This window comes from Curtobacterium sp. NPDC087082 (assembly GCF_044745045.1).
Taxonomy (GTDB): Bacteria; Actinomycetota; Actinomycetes; order Actinomycetales; family Microbacteriaceae; genus Curtobacterium.
The window spans coordinates 242,489-267,924 of the sequence record NZ_JBIUZN010000001.1 but is presented as its reverse complement, the minus strand read 5'-3'; the positions used below and the strand labels follow the sequence as shown (position 1 = coordinate 267,924).

The following is a 25,436-nucleotide window of genomic DNA, read 5'->3' as shown; positions in this document are numbered from 1 at the left end:
CCGGCGGCGCGGGGGGCCGCGCCGCCCCCCCCCCCCCCGGGGGGGGGCGGGGGGCCCGCCCCCCCCCCCCGCCCCCCCCCGCGGGCGGGGGGGGGGGGGCCCCGCGGCCCCCCCGCCTCCAGTCCGTCTCGGGTCGCGTCTCAGGCCGCGGCCGACTTCGCGGGGTCAGCGACAGACCACGGGGCCGCCCGCGCGTGAGGTGTCGCTCAGCGCGAAACCTCGTCCGCCGTGGCCTTGGCTGCGGCCGCGGACGGGCGCGACGGGTGGGCCGGGCGGGCCGGGACGAGCTTCAGGCCGACGACGCAGCCGACGATCCCGGCGATGAGCAGCAGGCGGAGCGCCGTCACGGGCTCCGCGCCGGCGGCCATGCCCCAGAGGACCGTGAGGGCCGCTCCGGTCCCCGTCCACACCGCGTAGGCGGTGCTGATCGGGATGTGCTTGAGCACGTACCCGAAGGCCCCGAGGCTCACCACGATGGTGATCGCGAAGACGATCGTCGGACGGGGCTCGGTGAAGCCGTCGCTCGCACCGAGGGCGGTGGCCCACACGGTCTCGAGCGCGGCGCTGACGAACAGGACGATCCACGGCACCTCAGCTCACCACCTTCAGGCCGACGACGCAGGCGACGAGCCCGAGCACGAGGGCGACCCGGGCGACGGACGCGGCCTCCTGCCTGCGGAGGATCGCGACGATCACGGTGAGCGATGCGCCGATGCCGACCCAGACCGCGTAGGCGGTGCCGACCGGGATCTCCTTCATGGCGAACGCCAGCCCCACCATGCTGAGTGCCATGCCGACGATGAACACGATCGTCGGCACGACCTTCTTGAAGCCGTTCGATGCGCTCAAGGCCGTGGCCCACACTGCCTCGAGCACGCCCGACAGGACGAGGACTGTCCACGCCATGACGGTCTCCCTTCGATCTCGTTCCGCAAGTCGCACGACTGTGCGACAACGAACTCCACGGTAGCACGAAATCGTACGACTGTGCGAGTATTGGCCCGTGGCCAGGAGCATCGACATCGAGGAACGACGTCGCTCCGTGTCCGAGGCGGCGTGGCGGGTCCTCGCCCGTGACGGCCTCGGCGCGTTGAGCGTGCGGAACGTCGCGGCCGAGGCCGGGCTGCCGCCGAGCACCGTCCGCTACGTCTTCCCGACGCAGTCGAGCCTGCGCGAGCACACCATCACGCTCGTGTTCGACCGCACCCGGGAACGGATCGCCGCGATCCCCGAGGGGCTGCCGACCCGCGAGCACGCGCACCAGCTCCTGCTCGAGCTGCTGCCCCTCGACGACGAGCGGGTCATCGAGCTCGAGGTGTACCTGGCGCTCGCGAACGCGGCCCTCACGGACGCCGAACTGCGGCCGGCGCTCGACCTGGTCGTGGTCGAGATGCGGGAGTGGAGCGAGGAGGTGCTCGAGCTCGTGGGCGTCCCGGCGGCCGACCGCGAGTACGAGGTCCGTCGGCTGCACGCGCTGATCGACGGGCTCGCGATGCACCTCGTGCGGCTCGCCCCGGGGGAGTCCGGCGACTGGGCGATCGACGTGCTCGACCGGCACCTCGACGGGCTCGCGCGGCGCTCACCGTAGGAGCGCGCGAGCGGCCTATCCTTGCCCGGTGACGACGACCACGCCGCCGCAGCAGCGCCCCACCGCCGCGTCCCGCTCCCGGAGCCTCACCGGCCCCGGGCTGGTGCTGCTCGCCGTCGCCGTGCTCCTCGGGATCCGCCTGCTCTCGCCGGCCGTCGGCACCGCGGGTCTGCCCGACGTCGTGCAGGACTTCCTCACGCTCGCGATCAGCGTCGTCGTCGAGTCCCTGCCGTTCGTGGTGCTCGGCATCCTGCTGTCCATCGTCGTCGAGGTGTGGGTCCCCGTCGGCGCGCTCGAGAAGGTCCTGCCGCAGCGGCCGATCCCGCGCCGGGCCGTGATCTCCCTGATCGGCATGCTCTTCCCGGTGTGCGAGTGCGGGAACGTGCCCCTCGCCCGCGGTCTCATGATGCGCGGCTTCACACCCGCCGAGGCCGTCACCTTCCTCGTCGCCGCCCCGATCCTCAACCCGCTCGTGATCATCAGCACCGCCCAGGCGTTCGGGTGGTCCGGCTGGATCCTGCCCGTGCGCATCGTCGGCGGCTTCGTCATCGCGAACCTCGTCGGCTGGATCGTCGCCGCGCACCGTCGTCCGACCGAGCTGCTGCTGCCCGCGTTCGAGGCCCGCTGCCGAGCGGCCGTCGGTGCGCCGCGGTCCCGGAACCGCTGGCGGGACAGTGCCGCGCAGTTCGGCGGCGAGACCGCGACGATGATGCCCGCGCTGTTCGTCGGCGCCGGGCTCGCCGCAGCGATCCAGGTCGCCGTGCCCCGGTCCACGCTCGTGTCGATCGGCGCGAACCCGGTGCTCTCCGTCGCGGCGATGATTCTCCTCGCGATGACGGTCTCCCTGTGCTCGAACGTCGACGCCTTCTTCGCGCTGTCCTTCGCGTCGACGTTCCTCCCCGGGTCGATCACCGCGTTCCTCATCATCGGGCCGATCATCGACGTGAAGATGATCGCCCTGCTCCGGACGACGTTCCGTGCGCGCTTCCTGGTGCTGCTCGCCGTCGTCTGCGTCCTGTTCGCCGCGACCGTCGGGTTGGTGATGAATGTCCTCGTCTGAGTCCCGCCTGTCGTCGTCCCTCGGCCTCGGGTCCGTGCTCGCGGTGGCGCTGTGCACGCTGTGGCTCGCCCTCGCCGGGCACCTCGACCTGTACATCAACCCGCGCTACTCGGTCTTCACGGTCGTGCTCGCGGCCGTCGCGGTGCCCGCGTCGGTCGCAGGCCTGGTGGTGACCGCGCGCGGACACGGGCACGATCACGACGAGGGGCACGACCACCGCTCAGGAGGCGCGGCTCGCCGCACACGGATCGTCCTCAGCGGCGTGGCCGCGCTCGTCACCATCGGGGTCACCGCCGCCATGCTGGTCCTGCCCCCGACGACGCTGTCCGCCCGCACCGCACAGCAGCGGAGCGTCGACTCGGCGACCCTGTCGAACGCCACCGGGTCGCAGGCCGCGGTGTCCCTGCTCGGCAGCACCTCGGTCGACACCTCGGAGTACGGCGTCAAGGACTGGGCCGCCCTCATCCGGCAGACGACCGACACCACGTCGCTCGTCGGCAAACGGGTCGACCTGACGGGCTTCGTCGTCCCGGGCGCGGACGGTTCCTTCACCCTCACCCGGTTCGTGATCAGCTGCTGCGCGGTGGACGCCCAACCCGTCGGGATCGGGGTCGACACCGACGGGACGGTCCCGGGTCAGGGCGCGTGGGTCCGGGTCCGCGGAGCGCTCGCCGCCAACCCGGACCAGTCGGCGGACGCCCGCATCGTCATCCGCGCCGCCACGGTGCGGGGCGTCGAGCAGCCCGAGGACCCGTATGAGTACTGAGCTGCGTGAACGCCCCCGGAACCGCTTCCGCCGTCGCCTCGCCGCGACCGTCCTGGTGTTCGTCGTCGTCGGCAGCGCCGCGGCGGTCGTCGGGTCGCAGCAGGGCCCACGGCTGCGCGACGTGTCGTACGACGCCTCCGGCCTGGTGTCCCGACCGGCACAGCGCGTGATCCTCACCGCGAACCAGGCGATCGAGCGCGTGTCGGCGCAGGACGTCCGGGTCAGTCCGGCAGCGGCCCACACCGTGACGTCGAGCGGCAACACCATCGCGGTCGAGTTCACCGGACCCCTGGCCTACGACCGCTCGTACGAGATCTCGGTCGCGGGCGTCCGGGCGCCGGGGCAGCGCGCGACCGCCGACCTCCGCACGTCGATCCGCACGGGCAGCACCGACGTGCTCGCGCTGGTCCCGGGTGCCGCCGGGAGCGAGGACCGCATCGTCCGCCGGTCCCTCGACGCCGGGGGCGCGACGACCGTGTACGAGGGGACCGGCATCTCGGAGTACGTCCGCCTCGGCCGGTCGCTCGTCGTGGTGAGCGGCACGGACGCCGGGTCGTCGGTCGACATCGTGCCGCTCGCCGGCGGGGTGCAGGACGAGGACCTCCCGGTCGAGCACCTGACGCTCCCGACCGCCGAGGGACGCGTCACCGCCCTGCACGCCGCCGACGACGGCGCCTCGTTCGGCTTCGAGTACGCCGACACGTCCACCGGTCAGTCGCGCAACGTCGGGCTCTACGTCGTGGACATGACCGGCACCCACCTGCCGACCGCGATCGACGCGAGCGGGAAGCCGAGCACGGGGGCGGTCCCGATGAGCGTCGGGCAGTGGGCCTACGTGCCCCGCACGGAGAGCGCCCTCGTCCGCACCGGCAGCGACGACCTCGTGCTCGTCGACATGAGCGGGCGGACCGACCCCGTCCGGCTGGGGAGCGCGACGTACCTGCACGGCTTCGTCGGCACCGGCACCACGGCGGTGGTCGAGACCGGCACGGGGATCGTCCGCCTCGACCTGACGGACGGGAAGCGCACCGCGCTGCGGGCACCGGCCGGCAGCACCGACGCGGCGTACCTCGGCCGGATCGCCCCGCTCACCGACGACGGCTACCTGCGCGTGGTGGGCGACGTGCGTGCCGACGGGACACTCGCGCAACGCATCGTGCGCGTGGAGGGGAGCCGCGCCTCCAGGCTGCCCGTCTCCGTCCCCGACGACGCGAGCGTCACGGCCGTCTGCCCGTCCCCGAACGGGCAGTTCGTCGCCGTGGCGACGAAGTCGGCCGGCGGCGTGCTCGTGAGCATCGTCGACGCGTCTTCCGGCGCGCTCGAGGCGAGTGTCGACGCCGGGTCCGTGGACTGGTGTACCGCGTTGCCGTCCGGCGACGAGGTCGCTTAGCGGCGGAGCGTCTGCTTCGGGTACTCCCCGAACCGCCGCAGGTACTCGCCCGAGAACCGGCCCATGTGCGTGAAGCCCCACCGCGCAGCGACGTCCGCGACGGAGACCTGACCGAGGTGGGCGGCGAGGAGGTCCTCGTGGGCGCGACGGAGGCGGACCTCGCGAAGGTACTGCATCGGCGACCGGTCGAGCGTGCGCTGGAACGCCTCCTGCAGCCCGCGGACGCTGAGGTCGGCGACCCGGGCGACGTCCGACACCGTGAGGGGCTCGTGCGCGTGGGCGTGCAGGTACTCGACGACAGCTCGGATGCGCGCGTTGCGGTGCTCGCCCCACCCCGGCGGGACCGCCTCGGCACGGAACCGGTAGAGGTCGAGCAGCGCCGACGTCACCGCGCGCTGCGACTCGTGCCAGGCCAGCGAACCGCTCCCCGAGGTGCGGAGTGCCTGCACCGACGTGGCGACCGCTCCGCGCCACCGGGTGATCGCCGCGGCCGTCGGCGGTGTGGAGCGGTCGAAGTCGACGGTGTCGTCGACGAGGTACCGCTCGGACGCGACGTCGAGCACGAGGTCGCGGTCGAGGTGCACGAGCCGCTGGTCCCAGTCGCGGTACTCGACGTCGAAGCGGCGCTCGATCGGGAACAGCGTCGGGACGCCCGGTTGCATCTGGACGGCGTCACCGCCGACGTCCACGGTGGCGGTGCCGGCGTCGATCCACTGCACGACGACCTCGCCCTCGACGGCGACGTCCCCACGGAGGGACCCGTGCATCTGCGACCGTCGGACGCTCATGCGCTCGTCGCCGATCCCCACGTAGCGGTACCAGTAGTCGCCGTCGGTGCGGCCGGAGTGCCAGGCCCGCCCGGCGTACATGCCGGCGAGGTCGGCGACCGCGGTGTCGGTGTCCGTCCCGGCGACGGACACGAGGGACGCGGGACCCTCGTCCGCCGTGCTGCTCATGGATCGAGTCTGGCGTGGGTGGCTGTGCCCGGCCCGTCAGCTGCGCCAGCCGGACGACCGGCTCGCGTTGTGGGGACAGACCGGGGGACGGACGGGAGGCGCGGTGCCAGCCGGCACCGCGCCTCCCGTCGCATCGGTGGTCGCGTACTAGGCGAGCGTCGCCGCGTCGATCACGAAGCGGTAGCGGACGTCCGAGGACAGGACGCGCTCGTAGGCCTCGTTGATCTGGTCGGCGCTGATGAGCTCGGTCTCCGGCAGGATCCCGTGCTCGGCGCAGAAGTCGAGCATCTCCTGGGTCTCGCGGATGCCGCCGATCGCGGACCCGGCCCAGCTGAGCCGGCGCGGGATCAGGGCGAACGCCGGGACCTCGAGCGGCTCGGACGGTGCGCCGACGTTGACGAGGGTGCCGTCGACCTTGAGGAGGCCGAGGTAGGCGCCCATCGGGATCTTCGCGGAGACCGTGTTGATGATCAGCTCGAAGGAGCTCGCGAGCTTCTCGAACGTCTCCGGGTCCTTCGTCGCGTAGTGGGCCGTCGCGCCGAAGCGGAGCGAGTCCTCCTGCTTGGAGGTGGTCTGCGACAGGACGGTGACCTCGGCGCCGAGTGCGACGGCGATCTTCACGGCCATGTGGCCGAGCCCGCCCATGCCGATCACGGCGACCTTCGAGCCGGGGCCGACGCCCCAGTGGTGCAGCGGCGAGTAGGTGGTGATGCCGGCGCAGAGCAGCGGCGCGACCTTCTCGATGTCGAGCGACTCGGGGACGCGGAGGACGAAGTCCTCGTTCACGACGACGGCCTGCGAGTAGCCGCCCTGGGTGATGCTGCCGTCGGCGGGGTCGACGCCGGCGTAGGTCTGGATGTTGCCCTTGAGGCAGTACTGCTCCTCGCCCTTGACGCAGTTCTCGCACTCGCCGCAGGAGTTCACCATGCAGCCGACGCCGACGCGGTCGCCGACCTGGTGCTTGGTGACGTTCTCCCCGACGGAGGTGACGTGGCCGACGATCTCGTGGCCGACGACCTGCGGGTACTGGATCTCGCCCCACTCGCCGCGGACGGTGTGGATGTCCGAGTGGCAGATGCCGGCGTAGGCGATGTCGATCTCGACGTCGTTCGGGCCGACGTCGCGACGGGTGATGGTGGTCTTGACGAGCGGCTCGGTGGCCGACGGTGCGGCGTACGCGTTGACGGTGCGCATGGTCTCCTCGTGGGTGGTGCGTCCGGGCCGGTTCCGGCCCTCCACCAGTGTGGTGGAGCGCGCCATCGGGTGGGAGGTCCCGTTGGGGCACCCCTGCACGGAATGCGGGCGTGTCGCGTGCGGGCGCCGGGCTCGCCGGGCGTCAGGCCAGGCGGGCGAGTCGCTGGCCGGCGATCCGGGCGAAGCGCAGCGGGTCGGCGAGGGCGTCGTCCGGCTCGCCCGTCGTCTGCGTGGCCAGCACGGTGAGCGAGGCGGCAGCGTCGAAGTCATCGAGCGCGGTGTCGATCGCCCCGGCCACGAGCATCGCCCGGGCAGCCGGTGCGTGCGTCGATGCGAGGGTCCGCACCACGCTCGGTACCTTGCCGGCCGCGGACTGCCCGTCGTACCGGCCCTCGCCGGTGATCACGACGTCGGCGCCGTCGAGGAGCGCCGGCAGCCCGAGGACCTCGGCGACGGCGGCCGCTCCGCCCGCCAGCGTCGCACCCCAGGCGAGCAGTCCGAACCCGACACCGCCGGCCGCTCCGGCCCCGGGGGTCGTCGGGTCGACGTCGGGGAAGCAGCGCGCCCAGTCGGCCAGCCGGGCGTCGAAGGCGGCGATCCGTTCTGGTCCGATGCCCTTCTGCGGGCCGAACACCGCCGCGGCGCCGGACGGTCCGAGCAGGGGTGAGGTCACGTCGGTCAGCACGACGGCGCCGTGCTCCGGTAGCCGGCGCATCCACGTGGTGTCGACGCCGGTGACGTCGTCGAGCAGCTCGGCCCCCTGACGCGGCCGCGGTGGGTGTTCGGGGACGGCGGGATCCCGGTGGACGAGTGCACCCAGCCCGATCAGGGCGTCGGCACCGCCGTCGGTCGAGGCGCTGCCGCCGATCCCGAGCACGAGCCCGGTCGCGCCGTCGTCGAGGGCGGCGGCGATCGCCTCGCCGAAGCCCCGGCTCGTCGCGGTGTCGGGCAGGACCTCGGGCAGCAGGGGGAGTCCGCTCGTGGCGGCGAGCTCGACCACGGCGCGGCCGTCGGGCAGCTGCAGCCAGTGCGTGTCGACGGGGGTGCCGGCGGGACCGGTGACGGTGATCGGCACCCGGACGGTCAGCGGGATCGCCGTCTCGAAGGCGTCGAGCGTGCCCTCACCGCCGTCCGCCATCGGTGCCAGGACGACCTCGTCGCTCGGACGTTCGGCGAGCCAGCCGTCGCGCACGGCCGCTGCGATCTCGGCCGCCGTCGCAGTCCCCTTGAACGAGTCCGGAGCCACCACGATGCGCACGGCACCACCGTAGCGGACGGCCGGCGCACCCCGGACGGCCCGCGCGCCCCGGACGACCCGGGCGCCTCGTGCGCCCCGGACGGCCCGCGCGCACCGGACGGCCCGGGCGTCTCGTGCGCCCCGGACGGCCCGGGCACCCCGAACGGCCGGGCGTCTCGTGCGCCCCGGACGGCCCGTGCGCCCCGGCGTCCCGGACGGGCTGGGTGGTCCGGCCCGCTCGGACGGCAGCGGCGGTTCCGACGGACGGACGCCCGGCGCCGTCCGTCACCTGCACGGGACCCGCCATCGGCCAGCGTCGGTGACCGTTCCGGTTCGCGAGACCCGGGATTCGTGCACCAGAACGGTCACGGCCGAGACCGAACACGGACACCCACCCGCGGCGTGATCGGCCGCCGCGGGGTCAGGGGGTGGTGAGCGAGGCGAGGAAGAGCGCCTCGGCCAGGGCCATGTGTTCGATCTCGGACGGGTCGACGCTCTCATCCGGGCCGTGCACGTTCGCCGCCGGCTCGGACACCCCGGCCAGGATCACCTCGACGTCCGGGATCGCCCGCTCGAGCGTCGCGCACAGCGGGATCGAGCCGCCGCCGCCGAGCGACCCGACCGGGGCCCCGTCGTACGCCTCCGAGAGCGCCGCGCGGAACGCCGCCGACCACGGACCGCCCTCGGCACGGAACCCGGCGCCCACCCCGGTGACCCGAGCCGTCACCTCGACGCCGGCCGGTGCGCGACGCAGCAGGTGCGCGACGAGCAGCTCGCCGGCTGCCGCGGGGTCGACACCCGGCGGCACGCGGAGGTTCAGCGCGGCACCGGCGGTCGCCTGCACGGACGGCGAGGACCCCGCGACCGCCGGGGCGTCGATCCCCACGACCGTGAGGGCCGGGCGTGCCCAGACCTGGGACGCCGGGTCCGCCGAGCCGATCGGCACCGCGCCGGCGAGCAGCCCGGCGTCGGCGGCGAACCGGTCGGCGTCGTACGGCAGGCCGTCCCAGGTCTGCGAGGCGTCGAGGCCGTCGACCGTGGTGTCGCCGACCTCGTCGCGGAGCGTGGCGAGGAGCGCGACCAGCACTGCGATCGCGTCCGGCGCCGCCCCGCCGAACATCCCGGAGTGCACGGTGCCCCGCAGCGCGCGGACCCGGAGCTCGACGAACGCGGTGCCCCGGAGCGTCGTCACGAGCGCCGGCACCCCGACCGCGGCGTTCCCGGCGTCCATCACGACGGCGGTGTCCACGTGCCGGAAGTCGGCGGCGTGCGACGACACGTACTGCTCGAGGCCGTCGGTGCCCTGCTCCTCCGAACCCTCGACGACCACGACGAGCCCGACCGGGAACGCCCCGTGCACGTCGAGCAGCGCCCGGAGTGCCACGAGGTGCGTGACGATCCCGCCCTTGCAGTCGGCCGCGCCGCGACCGTAGAGCCGCCCGTCCCGCGGTGTCAGGGTCCACGGATCGCTCGTCCAGGCCGCGAGGTCGCCCGCGGGCTGCACGTCGTGGTGCGCGTAGAGCAGCACCGTCGGTGCCCCGGCCGGCGCGGGGTGGGTCGCGATGACCGCCTGCGAGCCGTCCGCGGTGGTGGCGAGTCGCGCCTCCAGGCCGAGGTCGCCGAACGCGACCCGCACCGCCTCCGCGACCCGGTGGCAGTCGTCGAGCGACTGCACGGCGGGGTCGTGGACCGACGGGATCGCGACGAGCGCGGCGAGGTCGTCGAGCCCGGCGGGCATGCGGGCGCGGACGGCGGCGCGCAGCGCGGAGCTGCTCACGAGCGCCCGATCTCCCAGATCCGGAACTCGCCGGACGCGTCGACCGACTTCGACAGCCCGGTCAGCGACTCCTGCCCGATGACGTTCTCCTGCCCGGCGAGCAGCGGGATGAGCGGCACCGACTCGGCGGTGTCCTGCTGGATCTGCTCGATCTGCTGCTTCCGCTTCGCCGCGTCCGGCTCGACGGCCTGCGACGCGACGAGGCCGTTCACCGTGGCGTCGTCGAAGTGGTTCGCGAGCAGGTTCACGTCGGTCGCGCCGTACGCCGGGGTCAGGTACGACGAGGCGTCCGGGTAGTCCTGGAAGAAGCCGAGCTGGAACACGGGGTACTCGCCCTTGCCCACGTTCCCGACGTAGGTGTCCCAGCTGGCCGACTGCAGGTCGACCGTGAACAGGCCGGTGTCCTCGAGCTGCTGCTGGATGAGCGCGTACTCGTCGTCGGAGCCCGAGCCGTAGTGGTCGGTCGTGTACTCGATCGGCAGCCGCACGGGAGTGGTCACACCGGCATCCCGCAGGATCGACTTCGCGTCGGCGCCGTCGTACGCGTCCTCGAACGCCTCGGTCGCGCCCTGGAACCCGTTCGGCACGATCGAGTACGCCGGGGTGTAGGTGCCCTGGTAGACGTCCTTCGCGATCGCCTCGCGGTCGATCGTCGCCGCGACGGCCTGCCGGATCGCCTGCTTCTGCGCGGCATCCTTCCCGGGCATCGTCTGCAGGTTGAAGGCCAGGAACCGGACCTCGCCGGAGTCGCCGTGCACGGTCTGCAGCGAGTCGTCCGAGGACAGCGACGTCACCTCGGTCGGGGTGAGCTGGCGGTAGGCGACGTCGGCGTCGCCCTTCTGCACGGCGAGCTTGAGGTCCGCGGACTTCGTGTACTGCTTGATCGTCACGCTCTTCGTGGCCGGCGCGTCGCCGTCGTACCGAGTGTTCGCGGTGAGGGCGATCGTCGCCCCGCCGTCCGCGGCGTCCTGCAGCGCGTAGGGCCCGGAGCCCACGACCCCGTCGTTCGCGTGCACCTTCGTCGCGGAGAACACCTTCGAGTCCACGATCGCCCCCGCCATGCTCGCGAGCACGTACGGGAACGTCTGGTCGTCGGCCTGCTTCAGGGTGAACGTCACGGTGCTGCCCGACGCCGACACCGACGCCATGTTGGCCAGCAGCGAGCCCGGGCCGTTCGTCGACCCGAGGGACACCTGGCGCTCGAACGAGAACACCACGTCCTTGGCGGTCAGGTCGTCACCGTTCGAGAACGTGAGGCCGTCCCGGATCTCGCACACGTAGTGCGTGCCGTCGGTGAAGTCGCAGGACTTCGCGACCTCGGGGCTGGTCGTGGTCTTCCCGGCGGGGTAGGTGAGCAGGTGCTGGTAGAGCTGCGTCTGCACCGTGTAGCTCCCGCGGTCCCAGGCGCCGGCCGGGTCGAGGGACGTCACGACGTCGGTGGTGCCGACGACGAGCCCGTCGACGGCGTCCGTGCCGGACGAGCCGGTGGACGCGCAACCGGTGAGCACGGCGGCGGCGGTGGCGGTGAGCGCGATGGCGCTGAGGAGTCGGGTCGTCATGGTCCTGAGGGAGTGGGGTGGTGCTTCGAGAGGGAGAAGCGGGCCGGGGGTGGTGGCCCGTCGGTCGCGAGGTCGGCGATCATGTCGCCGAGCAACGGAGCGAACTTGAAGCCGTGGCCGGAGAACCCGGTCGCGACCGTGACCGGACCTCGACGGTCGATCACGAAGTCCTCGTCGGGGGAGTTGTCGTACAGGCAGCTGATGAACGTCGGCTTCGTCGCGTCGACCCCCGGCACGTACCGGGCGACGTACGCCTGCAGGCGCTCGGCCTCGGCGGGCACGGGGGTGAAGTCGCGGTGGTCGGGGTCGACCACGGGGCCGGTGCCGTGGAACCCGACCTTGACGCCCTCGCCCGGGGTCAGCAGGCCGTACACGTCGTCGCCGTCGGCCCAGTGCACGAAGCTCGGCCATGCCTCGTCCGGCAGGTGGCTGGGGAAGTGGGCGGGCTGCTCCTGCGTGACGCGGAGGGCCGGGAGGCGCGCCCCGCGTTCCGCGAGCAGGTCGCCCACCAGCGTGGGTGCCCACGACCCCACGGCCGCGACCACCGAGGACGTGCGGTGTGTGGACCCGTCGGACAGCGCCACGGTCACCTCGTCGCCGTGGTCTTCGAGCCCGGTGACCCGGGTGTCGAAGCGGAGGTCGGCGAGCCCCGTGTGGTCGGCCAGCGTGAGGAACGCCTCGATGGCGCGGTCGGACCGGATCCGCCCTGCGGTCGCGTGCGTCAGGACGTGCCCCTCGAACGCGATGCCCGGCCAGCGCGCGGCGGCGGCGTCCGGGCTGAGGGTCTCGTGGGGGATGCCGGCGTCCGCGAGCGCCGTGGCGATGGCGTCGACGACCTCGGGCCGCCCGTGGTCGACGGCGCCCGTCCGGACGATCAGCTCCTCGCCCGCCGCGGCCTCGAGCGCCTCCCACAGTGCGAGCGCCCGGGTGGTCAGTGCGACGTACTCGGCATCGGCGTAGCCCTGCCGGAAGATCCGGGTGGCGCCGTGCGACGACCCCCGGTGGTGACCCCGCTCGTGCTGCTCGACGAGTACGACGCGCTCGCCGCGGAGCGTGAGGGCGTACGCGGTGGCGGCGCCGACGACCCCGCCGCCGATCACGACGTGCGTCGTCGTCCGGTCGCTCATGCCGTCGCTCCGGTTCGTCGGGCATCGGCTTCGCGTCGGGCCGGCATCATCGCCACGACGTCGGCCTCGCTCGGTGCACGGGCCGGGAAGCGTGCGGGGTCGTACCGGCTCGCGTCGCCGAGGGTGGTCGTCCCGGTGACGCTCAGCTCGGCGGCGATGCGGCCGAGACCGGGGCCGTGGGTGACGCCGGACTCGTTGTCCCCGCCGGCCACCACGAGCCCGGCGAGCTCGGGGACCGAGCCGACGATGAAGTTCCGGTCGGCGGTCATCGACACCACGCCCTGCGTCGGGGTCTCGTCCACTCCGAGCACGCTCGCCGCCGCTGGCAGGAGCCGCGCGACGATCGGGTGCACGGAGGTCCGCATGGCGTCGAGCAGGTCCGTCCGGACCGGGCGGCGCGCGGGATCGGTGCCCCGGTCCGCGCCACCGACGTGCAGCGCCTCGTACCCGCTCCCGGCGCCGTAGGTCAGGCCGCCGCGGTGCTCCCGGATCCAGAGCCCCTCGAGCTCGGGGAGCATCAGGGTCGGCAGCGTGCTCGGCAGGCCGAACGGCTTCGTCACGAGGCGGCTCGCGACCACGCGCACCGTCGGGAGCTCGCGACCGAGGGGCGCGAGCAGGGCGTTCGTCCAGCTGCCGGCGGCGAGGACGACCCGCGCGGCGTCGATGACCTCGCCGCCCGCGGTCCGGACGCCCGTGACGGAGCCGTCCCGCGCCTCCAGGCCCGCGACCGCGGTGTGCTCGCGGATCTCGACGCCCTTCGCACGCAGCGCACTGACCAGCGCGGCGGCCGTGTCGGGCGCGCTGATCTGGATGCCGTCCGGGTGCAGGAATCCGGCCGTCACGGCGGACGGGTCGAGTCCGGGGACGAGGTCGGCCGCCTCCGCCGGGGTGAGCGTCCGTGCACCGGCCGGGCGCAGCGGGTGGTCCTCGAACGGCGGGATGTGGTCCGTGCGGCCCTGTTCGGTGACCGTCAGCCAGACGTTCCCGTTGCGGCGGTAGCCCGTCGGACCGTGACCGGACTCGGCCAGCCGCCGGTAGAAGTCGATGCCGTACTGCTCGACGTCGCGTTCGGACTCGTTCCAGTACCAGGCGTACCCGGCTGCCCACTGGCCCACGAACCCGGCGCCCGCGGTCGTCGTGCCACCGGCGGCGGGGCCGCTGTCGACGAGGACGACGCGCTGCCCGAGGTCGGCGAGGTGCCACGCGGTGCTCAGACCGATGATGCCGGCGCCGACGACGACCGTGGGGGAGTCGGGGGAGGACATGACCAGATCGTAGTTGCCCGGCGTCCCCGACAGGTGTCGTGCATGACGCCGTGTGACGCCGGGCGGCCGTCAGCCGTCGAACGCGTCGAGCACCGCCGCGGCGGACCGTGCGACGAGGGCGTCGTCGTAGGCGGTGTCGGGGGCGTTGCGGGTCGTGAGGACGGCGATCACGATCGGGCCGCCGTCCGGCCGGGTCACGCGTGCGACGTCGTTCCGGATGCCGTCCGCGCCGCCGGACTTGTCGACCACCGTCCAGCCGTCGGGAGCGCCTGCGCGGACGAGGGTGTCGCCGGTCGCGTTGCCGCTCATCCAGTGCTCGAGCAGTGCGGTGTCGGAGCGCCCGAGCGTCTGGCCGTCGAGCACCGTGGCGAGCGTCGCCGCGAACGCCGCCGGGGTCGTGGTGTCCTCGGTGCTGCCGGGCTCGATCGTGTTGAGGGCCGGTTCGTCGTGCACGACCTCGGTGGTGCGGTCCCCGAGCTCCGCCAGTGCTCGGTCGAGCCCCGCGGGGCCTCCGATGCGGTCGAGGACGAGGTTCAGGGCCAGGTTGTCGCTCTGCCGGACCGCGGCCTCGGCGAGCTGGGCGACCGTCAGGCCGTCTGCGACGTGCTCGCTCGTGACGGGGGAGTGGCCGGCGGCGGCGGCGTCCGCCGCACTCCAGCGCACCCGCTCGTCCCGGTCGGCACCGTGCACCGCGCGGAGGAACTGCGCCGCCGCGAACGCCTTGAGGGTCGACGCGTAGCCGAAGCGGCGGTCGCCGTTGTACGCGACGGTCTCGCCGGTGGTGGTGTCGGTCGCGACGACGCCGACCGTGGCGTCGTACTCCCGCTCGAGGTCGGCGAGGGTGCGGGCGACGGCAGCCCGGTCGGCGGCGGTGATGGTCAGCGTCGGCGAGGACGTGGGGGTGCGCGTCGGTGACGGTGCCGTCGCGGTGCTGCTCGGGCTCCCTCCGCTGCAGCCGGTCAGGGCGAGTGCGGCGACGATGCCGGCGACGAGTGGGGCGGTGGCGCGCATGGCAGCACTCTCGCGTGCGGTCCTGGACGGTGCCGGCACGCTCCGGGGCCACACGCAGAAGGGCCGCCCGGTCGGGCGGCCCTTCGTGTCGGAGCGAGTGACGGGAATCGAACCCGCGCTACCAGCTTGGGAAGCTGGAGTTCTACCATTGAACTACACTCGCGCACCCCGCTCAGCGGGACGTCGCAAGCCTAGCGGATTCTGCGCTGGACGCCAGCCGAGTGCCCGCCGAGCGTGGCGCTGCCGACCCGCACCGCGCCTCCTGGCCGGACCCGTGTCTCCGCTGTGAGCCGGTCCGTCTGACGGACAGGTGTCGCCCCCGTGTGTACCGTCCAGGTGGATCGAGCGACCCGCGAACCCGAGGAGGACCCGGATGGTCAGACATCCCCTCATCGACGACGTGGTCGGCCCCGCGATCGTGGTCGACTCGGCCTCGCCGGTGGTGTGGCTGACCGAGGCGCTCGCCTCCCTGCTCCGTCGGGCATCCGAGTCCGGACGCTTCGTCGTCCTCCGCACCGGGCCCGGCTCCGCGCTCACACCGGCGCTCCGGCACGCCCTCGGCGCGTACGGGGCCGCGTGGGCCGTCACCGATCCCGACGGCACGCTCCGCGACGGACGGACCGGCGTCGCAGCCTCCCGCATCGAGGACTTCGTGCACCGCGGCCCCGAGCTCGTCGGTACCCCCTCGCCGGAACACCCCGTCGCGCGCGACTCGGTGCGGCAGATCAGCATCGACCTCACGCTGCGCCACCACGCCGAACGCGCGATCGACATCGGGTCCGCGATCGAGGCCCTCTGCGAGACGGTCGGCACCTGTCCGACGCGCTGGGGCACCGCCGAACCGCTCACCGTGCCGTGGGACCGCTGGGTCGTCACGCAGTACGCCAAGCACGAGGCCCCGGCGGTGTCGACGTCGTACGCCGTTGGCGAGGGCTTCTCGGCGACGATGACCGCGCACCTGCTCGACGGCGTGGTCGTCGAGACGATGTCCGCCGTGCTCACGATCCCCGAGGACGGCGCCGACCAGACGCTCGCGCCGCGGCTCCTCGACGCCGTGCACCGCGTCGCCGAGGACGTCGAACCCGTCTTCGGTGTGGTGATGCAGCGTCGTGGCGACGCCGACCACCTCGTCCGTGCCGTCTCGCATGGCGAACCCGCGCCGCTGGCGGTCGTGGTCGGGCCCGAGGCGACCGAGTTCCTCGACCGGGACGGCGTGTGGCCCCCGCCGCGCACGACCACCTCGACGTTCGGCGGCGGCGGTCTCGTCGTGCGATTCGACGACGGCTGGGAAGCGCTCGAAGCGTTCCTCGATCGCATCGACGAGGACCGGTTCCTGCAGCTCGTCGGTGGTGCCCCGCTCGACCCGGCGCACGACGAGGGCACGCTGGACGGCCACGTCGGGGACGGTTCGCACGTGTTCGGCGGTCACCGTGCCCCGTGACGTCACCCTGCTCTGCCGCGGGCCGGTGGAGACGCGTGACGTCGCCGAGGCACTGCTCCTGCACGACGAGTCCTGGGGTGTCCGGGCGCTCGACGACGGCCCGATGATGCAGGTCTGCCGGGACGCCACGCACCCCGTGATCACGGTGCTCGCGGTGCGGCGCGTGGACGCCCTCGACGAGGTCGAGCGGATCCTGCCGGACGCCCCGACGCTGTCGACGCCGCTGTGGTGGGTGGACACCGTGACGCCCGAGGGGGCGGACGGCGAGTCCGGGATCTCCGCCGCGCTCGAGGCCGCGATGGACCTCGACGCGGTCTGCATCGTCCACGGCGACTGAGCGGGCGCCACGCCGCGGACGCCACGCCGCGCGCGCCACGCCCCGTCAGTCGCGGTCGTGCATCGCGGCGAGGCGCTCGTTGTACGCCTTGAGGTCCGCGTCCCCGTCCCGCTCCGCCTTGCGGTCGAGGCGCTTCGCGTCACGGGTGTCCGACCTGACCCAGTTGCGCACGACGAGCAGCGCGACGAACACCATCGGCAGCTCGGACGCACCCCACGCGATCCCGCCGCCGGTGTGCTGGTCGGCCAGGAGTGCGGCGTCGTTCGTCTGCCCGAGCGCGTGGAACCAGTCGATCGCGAAGACCGACTCCGACGTCATGACCGCGACGCCGAAGAACGCGTGGAACGCCAGGGTCGCGAGCAGGGCGATGATGAGGATCGGGTACTGCGGTCGCTTCGGACCCGGGTCGACGCCGACGAACACCCAGAAGAACAGGTACCCGCTGAACACGAAGTGCACGATCATCGCCACGTGCCACTCGTGCGACTGCATGGCGTACTCGTACGCGGGCGTGAAGTAGAACACGACGAGGGACCCGGCGAAGATCACCCCGGCGACGGCCGGCTTCGCGAGGAACTGCATGTACCGCGAGTGCGTGAAGAGCATGAGCCACTCACGGGCCCCGCGTGAGCCGTCGTTCCGCACCGGCAGGGTCCGCAGCGCGAGCAGCACCGGCCCGCCGAGCACGAGCGGCAGGGGCACGAACATCATGAGCAGCATGTGCTGGAGCATGTGCGACGAGAAGTGGATCATCCCGTAGACCGCCGGCCCCGCCGAGGTCGTCCAGATGAACAGCGCGCACCCGAGCAGCCACGCGACCGTGCGTCCGACGGGCCACTTGTCCCCGCGCTTCCGGAGCTTCCGGACGGCGAGCAAGTACCAGCCGGCCCCGACCACCGCGAGCGCCAGCCACACCCAGTCGATGTGCCACTGGGTCAGGTAGGTCTGCACGGTCTGCGCGGGCGGGTACGGGAACCCGATGAGTCCGGAGCGGGTGTCGTCCCCGGTCTCCGGCGTCTGCGGGATCGGCGGCTGCGAGCGGGAGACAGCGACGGAGACCCCGATGGCGATCGCCATGAACACGATCTCGGCGAGGGCGAACCGCACGAACACCCGGCGGTCGAGCGGCGCGCGGAGGAGCCCCGGCACGAGCCGCCGCCGTTGGACGACCCCGGCGAGCCCGAGCAGCACGAGGATGGCGGCCTTGACCGTGATGAGCCACCCGTAGGTCGTCGTGAACAGGTCGAGCGGGCCGGTCAGGCGGAGCGACGCGTTCACGATGCCCGAGAACGCGACCGCGGCGAACGCCCACCCCGCGAGCGTCGAGTACCGCGACACGACCCGCCCGGTGGCGCCCTTCGTCCGGGTGCGCAGGACGAGCACGGCGACGAGCCCACCGGCCCAGACGCAGACGGCGACGAGGTGGACCGCGAGCGAGTTCACCGCGTTGGCGTGCTCGAGCGACCCGGCCGCGTGCCCGGACAGTGCGAGCGGCAGCAGCGCGAACAGCCCGGCGACCGTCGCCACCGCGAGCGTCGTCACCCGGGTGGCGAACGCGGCGACCACGGTCGCGACGAGGATCGCCACGGCCGACACCACGAGCGCCTGCCCGATCTCGACCTGGAACGCGAAGAGGGTGAAGTTCCGCGCGAACACCGGGTTCGTCAGCGGGACGCCGAGGGTGTTCGCCCCCGTCAGCACGATGCTCACCACGGCCGCGAGGAACCACACCGAACCCGTCGCCGCCGCCCAGCGCGCGGCGCGGTGCTGCACGCTCGACATCGCCCGGTGGTCCTTCTTCTGCGCCGGGAGCGCGAACGCCGCGACGACGAGCAGGCCGATCGTCAGTGCCGCCATGGTGTCGTGCACCACGCGCGCGACGGGCAGCCCGTACTCGACGAGGTCGCCGGCGGACACCAGTTGCTGGTTCGCGGTGAAGGCGCCGGTGAGCGTCATCCCGAGGATCGAGCACGCCACCGCGAGCGGGACGGCGACGACGAGGACCGTCGCGACGGTGGACGTGCGCGCGGTGACGGGCGCCGATTCCGGCGCCGCGCCTCCTGGCTGGGTTTCGGGTGACGTGACGGTCATGACCGTCCAATCGTAGGCGTGTGGGCCTGGAGGCGCGGCGTGCGTTGGTCCTGTCGGCTGAGCGTCTTCGGTCATCGGGCTGATGTCCAGAACACCACATTTCGCAACGATGGTGTCGACCGGGTGCAGGGGCACCCGGCGGACGAAGGGAAACACCATGCAGATCAACAAGCACCTCCGCTCCGCGGGCATCGTCGCGGCGGTCGTCGGCGGGACGTTCGCGTTCTCGACCGTGGTCGGTCCGGCCTCGGCCTCACCGCTGGTCACCGCGGTGACGTCCTCCGAGCGGCAGGTCGACGGCGTCGAGGTGATCGCGCGAGCGCACGTCGACGCGCACGCACTCGAGATCCTCCGGGACGGGGACCGGGTCTTCGAGCGGTACACCATGCCGAGCGGCGTGGTCGGCGGTGAGTGGACGATCCCCTCGACGCCGGTCGAGCCGGGGGAGTTCTCACTCGAGAGCGGTGGGAACTGGACCGACGCCAAGGTGGCGGAGGCGTTCGGCCGGGTCGGGTCGGACGTCGAGCGGGTCGTCTTCCACACGCTCGCGGGCGACGACGTCACGGCGACGATCGGCACCGACGGCTACTGGATCGTCGGGTTCCGCGGGCACGACTTCGAGGTCGACGAGGACGGGAACGGCTCCGGGTACGCCGCGACGGTGACCCTGGTGGACGGCACCTCCTACGAGGTCGCCGGCTGACGTCAGCGTCGGCACGACGACCGGTCGGTGCGCCCGGGCGCACCGACCGGTCGCGTCGTCAGACGCGGCGCTCCCAGATGCCCTCGCTCCCGACGCCCACGAACCCCACGGCCTCGTTGACGTCGAGCATCGGGCGGTTCTCCTCGGCGTTGAACGTGATGATCGAGGGTCGCCCCGGGAAGTCCTGCTCGACGCGTTCGATCCCGGCCACCTTGAGCAGCCAGCCGAGCCGGTGCCCGCGGTGCTCACGCAGCACGAGGGTGTCGCCCTGCATGACCGGCTGGTGCACCGCGTCCGGTACTGCCAGCTGCGTGAAACCGGCCAAGGTGGTGGTCGGGAGGTGTTCGACAGCGACCGTGACCATCGTGCGCGGCGAGCGTTGCAGCTGCGCCTCGTGCTCCTGCAGGCGCTCGCGCGTCCAGACGTCCTCCGGCTCCTCCATGTCGCCCTCGGGAGCGTCGGTGCTCATCCGGGTCTCGAGCAGCGCGATGCCGTCGAGCCACTGCTCCGGCGTCGGCCCGGCCCACGCGTGCACCCGGTAGTCGGGCCCGGCGGCCGCTGCTGCCCGGTCGTGGAGCTCGCGCACCACGGAGTGGTCGGCCGGCAGCGCCAGGCGACTGATCCGGTTGACCTGCCCGAAGCGCCAGCCGCGCCCGGTGAGGAACCGTGCGCCGGCTTCGTCCTCGGGCACGGCGCCGTGGCCGGTGGGCGGGACGAGGTACCCCGGTCCGGACGCCGGTCCGACCTGCCGTGACACCGCGTACGTCTTCCACTGCGTGCGACCGTCCTCGCGGGCGATGCCCTCGAGGTGCTCGGCCAGCAGCGTGCCGATGCCCCGCCGCTGGTGGTCCGGCGCGACGGCGACCGCGATCCAGCAGTTCGGGGTCCCCGGTGCCTGCTTGGTGTCGTAGGAGCCGGCCGCCACGACGTCGCCGTCGGGATCGCGCACGACGAAGAGGCGGCTCGGTGCCTCGGGGTCGAGCAGGTACGGCAGCTGTTCCTCGGGCGTCCAGAGGATCTCGGGCAACCGGGTGACGGCGACCTCGGCGGCGTTCTGTACGCGGACCCAGTCGCGGAAGGCCTGCACCGTCGCGGCGTCGTCGTCCATGGTGGCGGGCACGTCGAGTTCGTGCACGGTGTACGCGGTCATGTCGGTTCCTCCTGGCCGTGTGACGCCGCCCGACGCTGGGCAGCCTCGCAGCTTACCGGTGCCGTTCCGCTGCCGCTAGGCTCGTCGCGTGCTGCTCTCCGACCGCGACATCACCGCCCAGCTGGCCGAGGGCCGGATCGGCCTCGACCCGTACGACGCCTCGCTCGTCCAGCCGTCGAGCATCGACGTCCGGCTCGACAAGTTCTTCCGGTTGTTCGACAACCACAAGTACCCGCACATCGACCCGGCGGTCGACCAACCCGACCTGACCCGGCTGGTCGAGACCGACCCGGACGAGGCGTTCGTCCTGCACCCGGGGGAGTTCGTGCTCGGCTCGACGTACGAGGTCGTCACGCTGCCCGACGACATCGCCGCACGGCTCGAGGGCAAGAGCTCGCTCGGGCGCCTCGGCCTCCTCACCCACTCCACGGCGGGCTTCATCGACCCGGGCTTCTCCGGGCACGTGACCCTCGAGCTCTCGAACGTGGCGACCCTGCCGATCAAGCTCTGGCCGGGCATGAAGATCGGCCAGCTCTGCTTCTTCCAGCTGTCGAGCCCGGCCGACAAGCCGTACGGCTCCGCCGAGTACCAGTCGCGGTACCAGGGGCAGCGCGGTCCGACGCCGTCGCGCTCGGCGCAGAACTTCCTGCGGACGGACGTCTCCCGCCGCTCCTGACCGGCACCCGGGTGGACGTCGGACGTCAGACCACCGCGATGTACTCCCTGATCAGCGCGACGAAGCGTGGCCCGGCGATCCCGGAGTCCGCGAATCGTGCATCGGCCGGCCTGATGCTCCGGAGTGTTCGTGCGGTGTCCAGCCGGCGCCCGCTCACCGGTTCGGTGTCGAGGGCCCACCCGCCGACGGCGTCGGCACCGTGTGCATGACGGATCTCCAGCAGGTGCCCGAGGTCTGCGAGGTCCTTCGTGGAGCGGCGCGAAGCCCAGGCGTACGTCTTGAGGATCGTCGCCATCTCGACGGTCGGGACCCGGACCACGAAGCGCTCTTCGCGACCGTGGGTGTCGACCACGGTCGTGTCGACCTCGATCGGGTCCTGTGCGAGGACGACGTCGAGGCCGGGACTCGCGTCGAAGTGCCGCCCGCCGAGGTGCCGTGGGCGAAAGCGTCCGTCGAGCGACTCCACGAGCAGGTCGATCGTTCGGCCGTCCCGCTCGAACCGGTTTCCGGCGGTTGCCCGGTACCCGTCGGCGAGCAGCCTGTCGACCACGTCACCGCGGGCGGCGATCTCAGTGCTCACGCCCGCGTCAGCGTCGACGGTCCGCCGCGCCGCGAGTCCCTCCACCGGGAACGCTGTCAGGAGCAGTCCGACCATGTGGCCTCCGACGATGCGCGCGGCGCTGCGATCGGCGATCGCGCGTACTGCGTCACCGAGCGAGGCGAAAGCGAGTTCGTCGGCGACCGAGGTGCACGGGACCACCACGCTCACACGGATCACCGTTCGTCCCGCCCGTCGAGCGTGACGCGGCGCAGTGCCAAGACCGCGTCGTCGCGGTCGGGACCCCGGGAGTTGGCGACCTCCCATGCCGTGACCAGCGGATCCGTGAGCGTCGGTGCGCCGTGCGGGTCCCAGGCTCGAGCGGTCGCGAAGACGGTGGGATCTGCGGGGACGACCACCGCGAGCGTCTCGTCACCGAGTGGTGCCGTGGTGAAGCGTGCCGCGAGGTCGAGGTCGGCCTCGCTGTAGAGGACCGCGACGACCGGGCGACGAACCGGCGCGAGGGTGTCGGCGGCCGAGTCGCCGGAGACGAGCACCGGACGTGACTCGGAGCGCGCTGCCTCGACTGCCCGCTGCCGCTGGAGGTCGAGCGCGGCCACGCTCGTCCAGCGTCTGCGTACCCCCGACGGGCCCGGGTACGCCGACAGGAACTCGTCCCACAGTGCTGAGGCATCACGACCGACCCATCCTCCGGCCGTTCGCTCCACGCCGAGGCTGTGCAACGCGGGCAGGGCGAGCGCGATCGCCTGCTGGGTGACGCCCGTCTCGCTCGCGAGTTCGGACTGTGTTCGCGGAGCGCCGGTGCGCACGAGCGCTCGCATCAGCGCGAACCGTCCCCAGGGCGTGCGGCCGCGTGAGCCACGAACCGGGGCCGGAACGGGCGTCCGCGACCACTCGGTGCCGTCGATCAGTACGGCACCTTGGTCGACGGCCGCGACGATCACCCGCGGGTCAGCGAGCGCGATCGCGCGGAGGGAGGCGGTCGATCGTGGAACGACGTACAGCAGCGCTTCAGCCGCCATCGCGCCTCGGCCGAGAGTGCCCAGCTCACGCATCACGCGCGCCGGGGTCGGAGGGGTGTCGAGCGCCCGGATGAGCACGTGGCGGAGTCCCTGCCGAGACGTCAGAGTGGCGGTCCGTGACGAGGTCGCACGGACGGAGAGGTCCAGGTCGGGCACAACTGTCTCGAGCAACTCGAGCAACTCGAGGCCTCGCACGACGTCCATGGCGTGATCGTACAAGCAAAGCGGACGTCGAATGGAAAAACTTGTATTCGGCATAACGCGGCCCGCGATATCGCCCGTCGCAATCTTCTGGACGCGGCACTCCGAACCGCAGGATGTGCGTAAAGAAATGTCGCATTCTGTGTATCGTGGCCGCATGTCCGCAGTACTCCCACGACCCGCGCCGCCAGTGTCGGCAGCCGGGCTCATCCGGGACGCCCGCCTCCGCGCCGAACTCACCCAGGTGCAGCTCGCCGACCGCGCCGGCGTCACGCAGAGCGTCATCAGCACCTACGAGAACGGACGCCGCGAGCCGTCCCTCGCCGCACTGCAGCGGCTCCTGCTCGCAGCGGGGTTCACGGCCGCGATCGACCTGCACCCCGTCGAGGAACCGCCGCCCCTCCGCGAACGGGTGATGGCCGCACGGCGGGAACTCGTCGCGATCGTGCAGCGCCTCGGTGGCCGCAACCCCCGGCTCTTCGGCAGCGTGGCCCGGGGCGAGGACGGCCCGGCGAGCGACGTCGACCTGATGGTGGACCTCGATCCCGGGCTCGGCATCTTCGCGCTCATGCGGATCCAGGACGAGGCGGAGCAGCTCCTCGGCGTGCGGGTGGACGTGGTGGACGCCGCCGGCATGGGCGCCGACGCCGTCCGGGACGCGGTGCCGCTGTGAGCCGCGACGTCGGGGACCGGCTCGACGACGTGATCCGTGCGTGCGGGGTGATCCGTGCCTACGTCGACGACGACGCCCTGCCGGAGGGCCTCGTGTACGACGCGGTCCGGATGCGACTGGTCGAGATCGGCGAGGCGGTCCGGATGCTCCCGAGCGCGGTGACGTCGACCGAGCCGAGCATCCCGTGGTCGCGGGTGTCGCTCCTCGGCGAACGCCTCACCCGGCGGTACTTCGACACGACGCCGGCCGTGGTGTTCGGGACGGCCCGGGTGGACGTGCCATCGCTCTGCGAGGCGGTCCACCGCCTGCGCGCCGCGCACGCAGCGCGCGGTGACCGTCGGGGCGCGGCAGGGGCAGTGGACCTGCCGCAGTGACGGACGGGAGGCGCGGGTCGGCCCCAGCCCGCGCCTCCCGTCCGACCGTGCCCCCGCCGCGAACGCGAGACGGCCCCGTCTCGCCGGAGCGAGACGGGGCCGTCGTCGTGTGATCGGGGAGATCAGCCCTTCTTGGCGAGTGCCTCGAGGGTGTCGTTGCCCTTGTAGGCCTCGACCGCGTTCTCCTTGGTCACGAGGACCGGGGTGAGCTCGATCGCCGGGACCGTCTTGACGCCGTTGTAGTTGTTCGTCTTGTCGATCTTGGTGTCGGGCTTGTTGCCCTTCGAGAGGTCGGACACCAGGTCGATGGCGGCCTGCGCCTCCTCGGTGGTGTTCTTGTAGATCGTCGAGTACTGCGTGCCCTGCATGATGAGCGGGATCGACGCGGTCTCCGAGTCCTGGCCGGTGACGACCGGGTTCGGCTTGCCGGCGGCCTTCGTCGCGGTCAGGATCGCACGGGCGAGGGTGTCGTTCGGCGACAGGACGCCGTCGAGCTTGGTGTCACCCGAGTAGTACTGCGACAGGAGGTCCGTCATGCGGGACTGGGCGTTCTGCGCGAGCCAGCCCTTGGTCTGGACCTTCTGGAAGGTCTCCTGGCCGGACGTGACCTTGACGGTGCCGTCCTTGATCTTCGGCTCGAGGACGTTCATCGCACCGTTGAAGAACACGGTGGCGTTCGCGTCGTCCGCCGAACCGGCGAAGAGCTCGATGTTGTAGGGGCCGTCACCCTTCTCGGCCTTGAGGCCGTCGAGGAGTGCCTGCGCCTGCAGCTGGCCGACCTTGTAGTTGTTGAACGCCACGTAGTAGTCGACGTTCTTGGTGTTCAGGATGTTGCGGTCCCAGGCGATGACGGTGACGCCCTTCGCCTTGGCGGCCTTGACCTGCGAGCCGAGCTGCGAACCGTCGGCGGCACCGATGATGACGACCTTGGCGCCCTTGGTGACCATGCCCGAGATCTGCGACTGCTGGTCCGGGACGGGGTTGCCGGCGTTGGCGTACTGGATGTCGGCCTTGAAGCCGGCGTCCTCGATCGACTTCTCGAACGCGGCGCCCGCGAGCACCCAGTTCTGCGAGGTCTTGGCCGGCAGGGCGACACCGATGAGGTCGCCCTTCTTGATCTCGGTGCTCGAGCCCGAGTCCGAGCCGGAGGTGCCGCGGGCCGAGCAGCCGCTGAGGGCGAGGCCCGCGACGAGCGCCAGGCCGATGCCGGCGATGAGCTTCTTGCGCATGTGAGTGCTTTCTCTTCGTTGAGGGGTGGTGCTGTGGTGAGGGGTTCGAG

General features: G+C 72.5%; 25 protein-coding genes and 1 tRNA gene. 10 read left to right on the top strand and 16 right to left on the bottom strand.

What is annotated here, in order from left to right:
* Window positions 1–206: 206 nt before the first annotated feature.
* Window positions 207–590, bottom strand: coding sequence for a DMT family transporter (locus ACIPEP_RS01175; protein ID WP_402716233.1), 384 nt, complete (start codon window positions 588–590; stop codon window positions 207–209).
* Window position 591: 1 nt separating this feature from the next.
* Window positions 592–906 (bottom strand): multidrug efflux SMR transporter, encoded by a 315-nt coding sequence (locus ACIPEP_RS01170; RefSeq protein WP_070417136.1) that lies wholly within the window; start codon window positions 904–906, stop codon window positions 592–594.
* A 97-nt stretch (window positions 907–1,003) separates the two neighbouring features.
* Here ACIPEP_RS01170 and ACIPEP_RS01165 point away from each other — a divergent pair, with 97 nt between their 5' ends.
* From ACIPEP_RS01165 to ACIPEP_RS01150, 4 genes are read left to right on the top strand one after another with little or no spacing between them, the layout of a single operon-like run.
* A complete protein-coding gene (locus ACIPEP_RS01165) occupies window positions 1,004–1,588 on the top strand; it encodes a TetR/AcrR family transcriptional regulator (RefSeq protein ID WP_402716232.1) in 585 nt (194 codons plus the stop codon).
* 28 nt (window positions 1,589–1,616) lie between these two features.
* Complete coding sequence (locus ACIPEP_RS01160; protein WP_402716231.1) at window positions 1,617–2,648, top strand: permease; 1,032 nt, start codon at window positions 1,617–1,619, stop codon at window positions 2,646–2,648.
* On the top strand, window positions 2,635–3,414 hold the full coding sequence (locus ACIPEP_RS01155) for a TIGR03943 family putative permease subunit (protein WP_402716230.1): 780 nt from the start codon (window positions 2,635–2,637) through the stop codon (window positions 3,412–3,414). The genes ACIPEP_RS01160 and ACIPEP_RS01155 overlap by 14 nt, the downstream gene beginning before the upstream one ends.
* Window positions 3,404–4,804: a hypothetical protein gene (locus tag ACIPEP_RS01150; protein WP_402716229.1), complete on the top strand. Its 1,401-nt coding sequence runs from the start codon at window positions 3,404–3,406 to the stop codon at window positions 4,802–4,804. Before ACIPEP_RS01155 ends, ACIPEP_RS01150 begins: the two co-directional genes overlap by 11 nt.
* Here ACIPEP_RS01150 and ACIPEP_RS01145 read toward each other — a convergent pair.
* The 9 genes from ACIPEP_RS01145 to ACIPEP_RS01105 form a co-directional block, all read right to left on the bottom strand.
* A complete protein-coding gene (locus tag ACIPEP_RS01145) occupies window positions 4,801–5,760 on the bottom strand; it encodes a helix-turn-helix transcriptional regulator (RefSeq protein WP_402716228.1) in 960 nt (319 codons plus the stop codon). The genes ACIPEP_RS01150 and ACIPEP_RS01145 overlap by 4 nt on opposite strands.
* A 147-nt stretch (window positions 5,761–5,907) precedes the next feature.
* Window positions 5,908–6,954 (bottom strand): NAD(P)-dependent alcohol dehydrogenase, encoded by a 1,047-nt coding sequence (locus ACIPEP_RS01140; RefSeq protein WP_071296525.1) that lies wholly within the window; start codon window positions 6,952–6,954, stop codon window positions 5,908–5,910.
* A gap of 142 nt (window positions 6,955–7,096) precedes the next feature.
* Window positions 7,097–8,212, bottom strand: a complete 1,116-nt coding sequence (locus ACIPEP_RS01135) for a glycerate kinase (protein ID WP_402716227.1) — start codon at window positions 8,210–8,212, stop codon at window positions 7,097–7,099.
* A 400-nt stretch (window positions 8,213–8,612) separates the two neighbouring features.
* Entirely contained in the window at window positions 8,613–9,968 is a 1,356-nt protein-coding gene (locus tag ACIPEP_RS01130; RefSeq protein WP_402716226.1) for a M20/M25/M40 family metallo-hydrolase, read from the bottom strand.
* Window positions 9,965–11,527: an ABC transporter substrate-binding protein gene (locus ACIPEP_RS01125; protein ID WP_402716225.1), complete on the bottom strand. Its 1,563-nt coding sequence runs from the start codon at window positions 11,525–11,527 to the stop codon at window positions 9,965–9,967. The genes ACIPEP_RS01130 and ACIPEP_RS01125 overlap by 4 nt, the downstream gene beginning before the upstream one ends.
* A complete protein-coding gene (locus ACIPEP_RS01120) occupies window positions 11,524–12,654 on the bottom strand; it encodes an FAD-dependent oxidoreductase (protein WP_402716224.1) in 1,131 nt (376 codons plus the stop codon). The genes ACIPEP_RS01125 and ACIPEP_RS01120 overlap by 4 nt, the downstream gene beginning before the upstream one ends.
* Window positions 12,651–13,919, bottom strand: a complete 1,269-nt coding sequence (locus tag ACIPEP_RS01115) for an NAD(P)/FAD-dependent oxidoreductase (RefSeq protein ID WP_402716223.1) — start codon at window positions 13,917–13,919, stop codon at window positions 12,651–12,653. Before ACIPEP_RS01115 ends, ACIPEP_RS01120 begins: the two co-directional genes overlap by 4 nt.
* A 69-nt stretch (window positions 13,920–13,988) precedes the next feature.
* Window positions 13,989–14,930, bottom strand: a complete 942-nt coding sequence (gene bla / locus ACIPEP_RS01110; protein WP_402716222.1) for a class A beta-lactamase — start codon at window positions 14,928–14,930, stop codon at window positions 13,989–13,991.
* A 92-nt stretch (window positions 14,931–15,022) separates the two neighbouring features.
* A tRNA-Gly gene (locus ACIPEP_RS01105) sits at window positions 15,023–15,093 on the bottom strand.
* A gap of 210 nt (window positions 15,094–15,303) precedes the next feature.
* Here ACIPEP_RS01105 and ACIPEP_RS01100 point away from each other — a divergent pair.
* Together ACIPEP_RS01100 and ACIPEP_RS01095 are read left to right on the top strand one after the other, a co-directional pair.
* On the top strand, window positions 15,304–16,371 hold the full coding sequence (locus ACIPEP_RS01100; RefSeq protein ID WP_070417121.1) for a DUF6177 family protein: 1,068 nt from the start codon (window positions 15,304–15,306) through the stop codon (window positions 16,369–16,371).
* The gene (locus ACIPEP_RS01095; protein ID WP_070417120.1) at window positions 16,361–16,708 is read left to right on the top strand and encodes a hypothetical protein; all 348 of its coding nucleotides are present in this window, start codon (window positions 16,361–16,363) and stop codon (window positions 16,706–16,708) included. Before ACIPEP_RS01100 ends, ACIPEP_RS01095 begins: the two co-directional genes overlap by 11 nt.
* Before the next feature lie 45 nt (window positions 16,709–16,753).
* On the opposite strand, the gene ACIPEP_RS01090 is transcribed toward ACIPEP_RS01095, so the two are convergent.
* A complete protein-coding gene (locus tag ACIPEP_RS01090; RefSeq protein WP_402716221.1) occupies window positions 16,754–18,799 on the bottom strand; it encodes a cytochrome c oxidase assembly protein in 2,046 nt (681 codons plus the stop codon).
* Window positions 18,800–18,956: 157 nt separating this feature from the next.
* Between ACIPEP_RS01090 and ACIPEP_RS01085 the strand changes: the two genes are divergently transcribed.
* Window positions 18,957–19,502 carry a hypothetical protein gene (locus ACIPEP_RS01085; protein WP_402716220.1) on the top strand — a complete coding sequence of 182 codons (546 nt, stop codon included), beginning with the start codon at window positions 18,957–18,959 and terminating at the stop codon, window positions 19,500–19,502.
* 58 nt (window positions 19,503–19,560) lie between these two features.
* On the opposite strand, the gene ACIPEP_RS01080 is transcribed toward ACIPEP_RS01085, so the two are convergent.
* Window positions 19,561–20,652 carry a GNAT family N-acetyltransferase gene (locus tag ACIPEP_RS01080; RefSeq protein ID WP_402716219.1) on the bottom strand — a complete coding sequence of 364 codons (1,092 nt, stop codon included), beginning with the start codon at window positions 20,650–20,652 and terminating at the stop codon, window positions 19,561–19,563.
* Window positions 20,653–20,740: 88 nt separating this feature from the next.
* Here ACIPEP_RS01080 and dcd point away from each other — a divergent pair, with 88 nt between their 5' ends.
* Window positions 20,741–21,328: a dCTP deaminase gene (gene dcd / locus ACIPEP_RS01075; RefSeq protein ID WP_070417116.1), complete on the top strand. Its 588-nt coding sequence runs from the start codon at window positions 20,741–20,743 to the stop codon at window positions 21,326–21,328.
* A gap of 25 nt (window positions 21,329–21,353) precedes the next feature.
* On the opposite strand, the gene ACIPEP_RS01070 is transcribed toward dcd, so the two are convergent.
* The gene (locus tag ACIPEP_RS01070; RefSeq protein WP_139199446.1) at window positions 21,354–21,908 is read right to left on the bottom strand and encodes a hypothetical protein; all 555 of its coding nucleotides are present in this window, start codon (window positions 21,906–21,908) and stop codon (window positions 21,354–21,356) included.
* Between the two features lie 194 nt (window positions 21,909–22,102).
* Complete coding sequence (locus ACIPEP_RS01065; protein ID WP_402716218.1) at window positions 22,103–23,113, bottom strand: hypothetical protein; 1,011 nt, start codon at window positions 23,111–23,113, stop codon at window positions 22,103–22,105.
* Window positions 23,114–23,267: 154 nt separating this feature from the next.
* Here ACIPEP_RS01065 and ACIPEP_RS01060 point away from each other — a divergent pair, with 154 nt between their 5' ends.
* On the top strand, window positions 23,268–23,783 hold the full coding sequence (locus tag ACIPEP_RS01060) for an XRE family transcriptional regulator (RefSeq protein ID WP_083403123.1): 516 nt from the start codon (window positions 23,268–23,270) through the stop codon (window positions 23,781–23,783).
* Window positions 23,780–24,157 (top strand): DUF86 domain-containing protein, encoded by a 378-nt coding sequence (locus ACIPEP_RS01055; RefSeq protein ID WP_402716217.1) that lies wholly within the window; start codon window positions 23,780–23,782, stop codon window positions 24,155–24,157. The genes ACIPEP_RS01060 and ACIPEP_RS01055 overlap by 4 nt, the downstream gene beginning before the upstream one ends.
* A gap of 122 nt (window positions 24,158–24,279) precedes the next feature.
* Here the strand turns inward: ACIPEP_RS01055 and ACIPEP_RS01050 are convergent, their stop codons facing one another.
* The gene (locus tag ACIPEP_RS01050; RefSeq protein WP_070417113.1) at window positions 24,280–25,386 is read right to left on the bottom strand and encodes a sugar-binding protein; all 1,107 of its coding nucleotides are present in this window, start codon (window positions 25,384–25,386) and stop codon (window positions 24,280–24,282) included.
* Window positions 25,387–25,436 lie beyond the last annotated feature (50 nt).

Bases quoted from the DNA above. Each gene is read 5' to 3' on its own strand.
- ACIPEP_RS01170 (WP_070417136.1), bottom strand. From the start codon at position 906: ATGGCGTGGACAGTCCTCGTCCTGTCGGGCGTGCTCGAGGCAGTGTGG.
- ACIPEP_RS01155 (WP_402716230.1), top strand. From the start codon at position 2,635: ATGTCCTCGTCTGAGTCCCGCCTGTCGTCGTCCCTCGGCCTCGGGTCC.
- ACIPEP_RS01150 (WP_402716229.1), top strand. From the start codon at position 3,404: ATGAGTACTGAGCTGCGTGAACGCCCCCGGAACCGCTTCCGCCGTCGC.
- ACIPEP_RS01145 (WP_402716228.1), bottom strand. From the start codon at position 5,760: ATGAGCAGCACGGCGGACGAGGGTCCCGCGTCCCTCGTGTCCGTCGCC.
- ACIPEP_RS01140 (WP_071296525.1), bottom strand. From the start codon at position 6,954: ATGCGCACCGTCAACGCGTACGCCGCACCGTCGGCCACCGAGCCGCTC.
- ACIPEP_RS01125 (WP_402716225.1), bottom strand. From the start codon at position 11,527: ATGACGACCCGACTCCTCAGCGCCATCGCGCTCACCGCCACCGCCGCC.
- ACIPEP_RS01120 (WP_402716224.1), bottom strand. From the start codon at position 12,654: ATGAGCGACCGGACGACGACGCACGTCGTGATCGGCGGCGGGGTCGTC.
- ACIPEP_RS01115 (WP_402716223.1), bottom strand. From the start codon at position 13,919: ATGTCCTCCCCCGACTCCCCCACGGTCGTCGTCGGCGCCGGCATCATC.
- bla (WP_402716222.1), bottom strand. From the start codon at position 14,930: ATGCGCGCCACCGCCCCACTCGTCGCCGGCATCGTCGCCGCACTCGCC.
- ACIPEP_RS01100 (WP_070417121.1), top strand. From the start codon at position 15,304: ATGGTCAGACATCCCCTCATCGACGACGTGGTCGGCCCCGCGATCGTG.
- ACIPEP_RS01090 (WP_402716221.1), bottom strand. From the start codon at position 18,799: ATGACCGTCACGTCACCCGAAACCCAGCCAGGAGGCGCGGCGCCGGAA.
- ACIPEP_RS01085 (WP_402716220.1), top strand. From the start codon at position 18,957: ATGCAGATCAACAAGCACCTCCGCTCCGCGGGCATCGTCGCGGCGGTC.
- ACIPEP_RS01080 (WP_402716219.1), bottom strand. From the start codon at position 20,652: ATGACCGCGTACACCGTGCACGAACTCGACGTGCCCGCCACCATGGAC.
- ACIPEP_RS01065 (WP_402716218.1), bottom strand. From the start codon at position 23,113: ATGGACGTCGTGCGAGGCCTCGAGTTGCTCGAGTTGCTCGAGACAGTT.
- ACIPEP_RS01060 (WP_083403123.1), top strand. From the start codon at position 23,268: ATGTCCGCAGTACTCCCACGACCCGCGCCGCCAGTGTCGGCAGCCGGG.
- ACIPEP_RS01050 (WP_070417113.1), bottom strand. From the start codon at position 25,386: ATGCGCAAGAAGCTCATCGCCGGCATCGGCCTGGCGCTCGTCGCGGGC.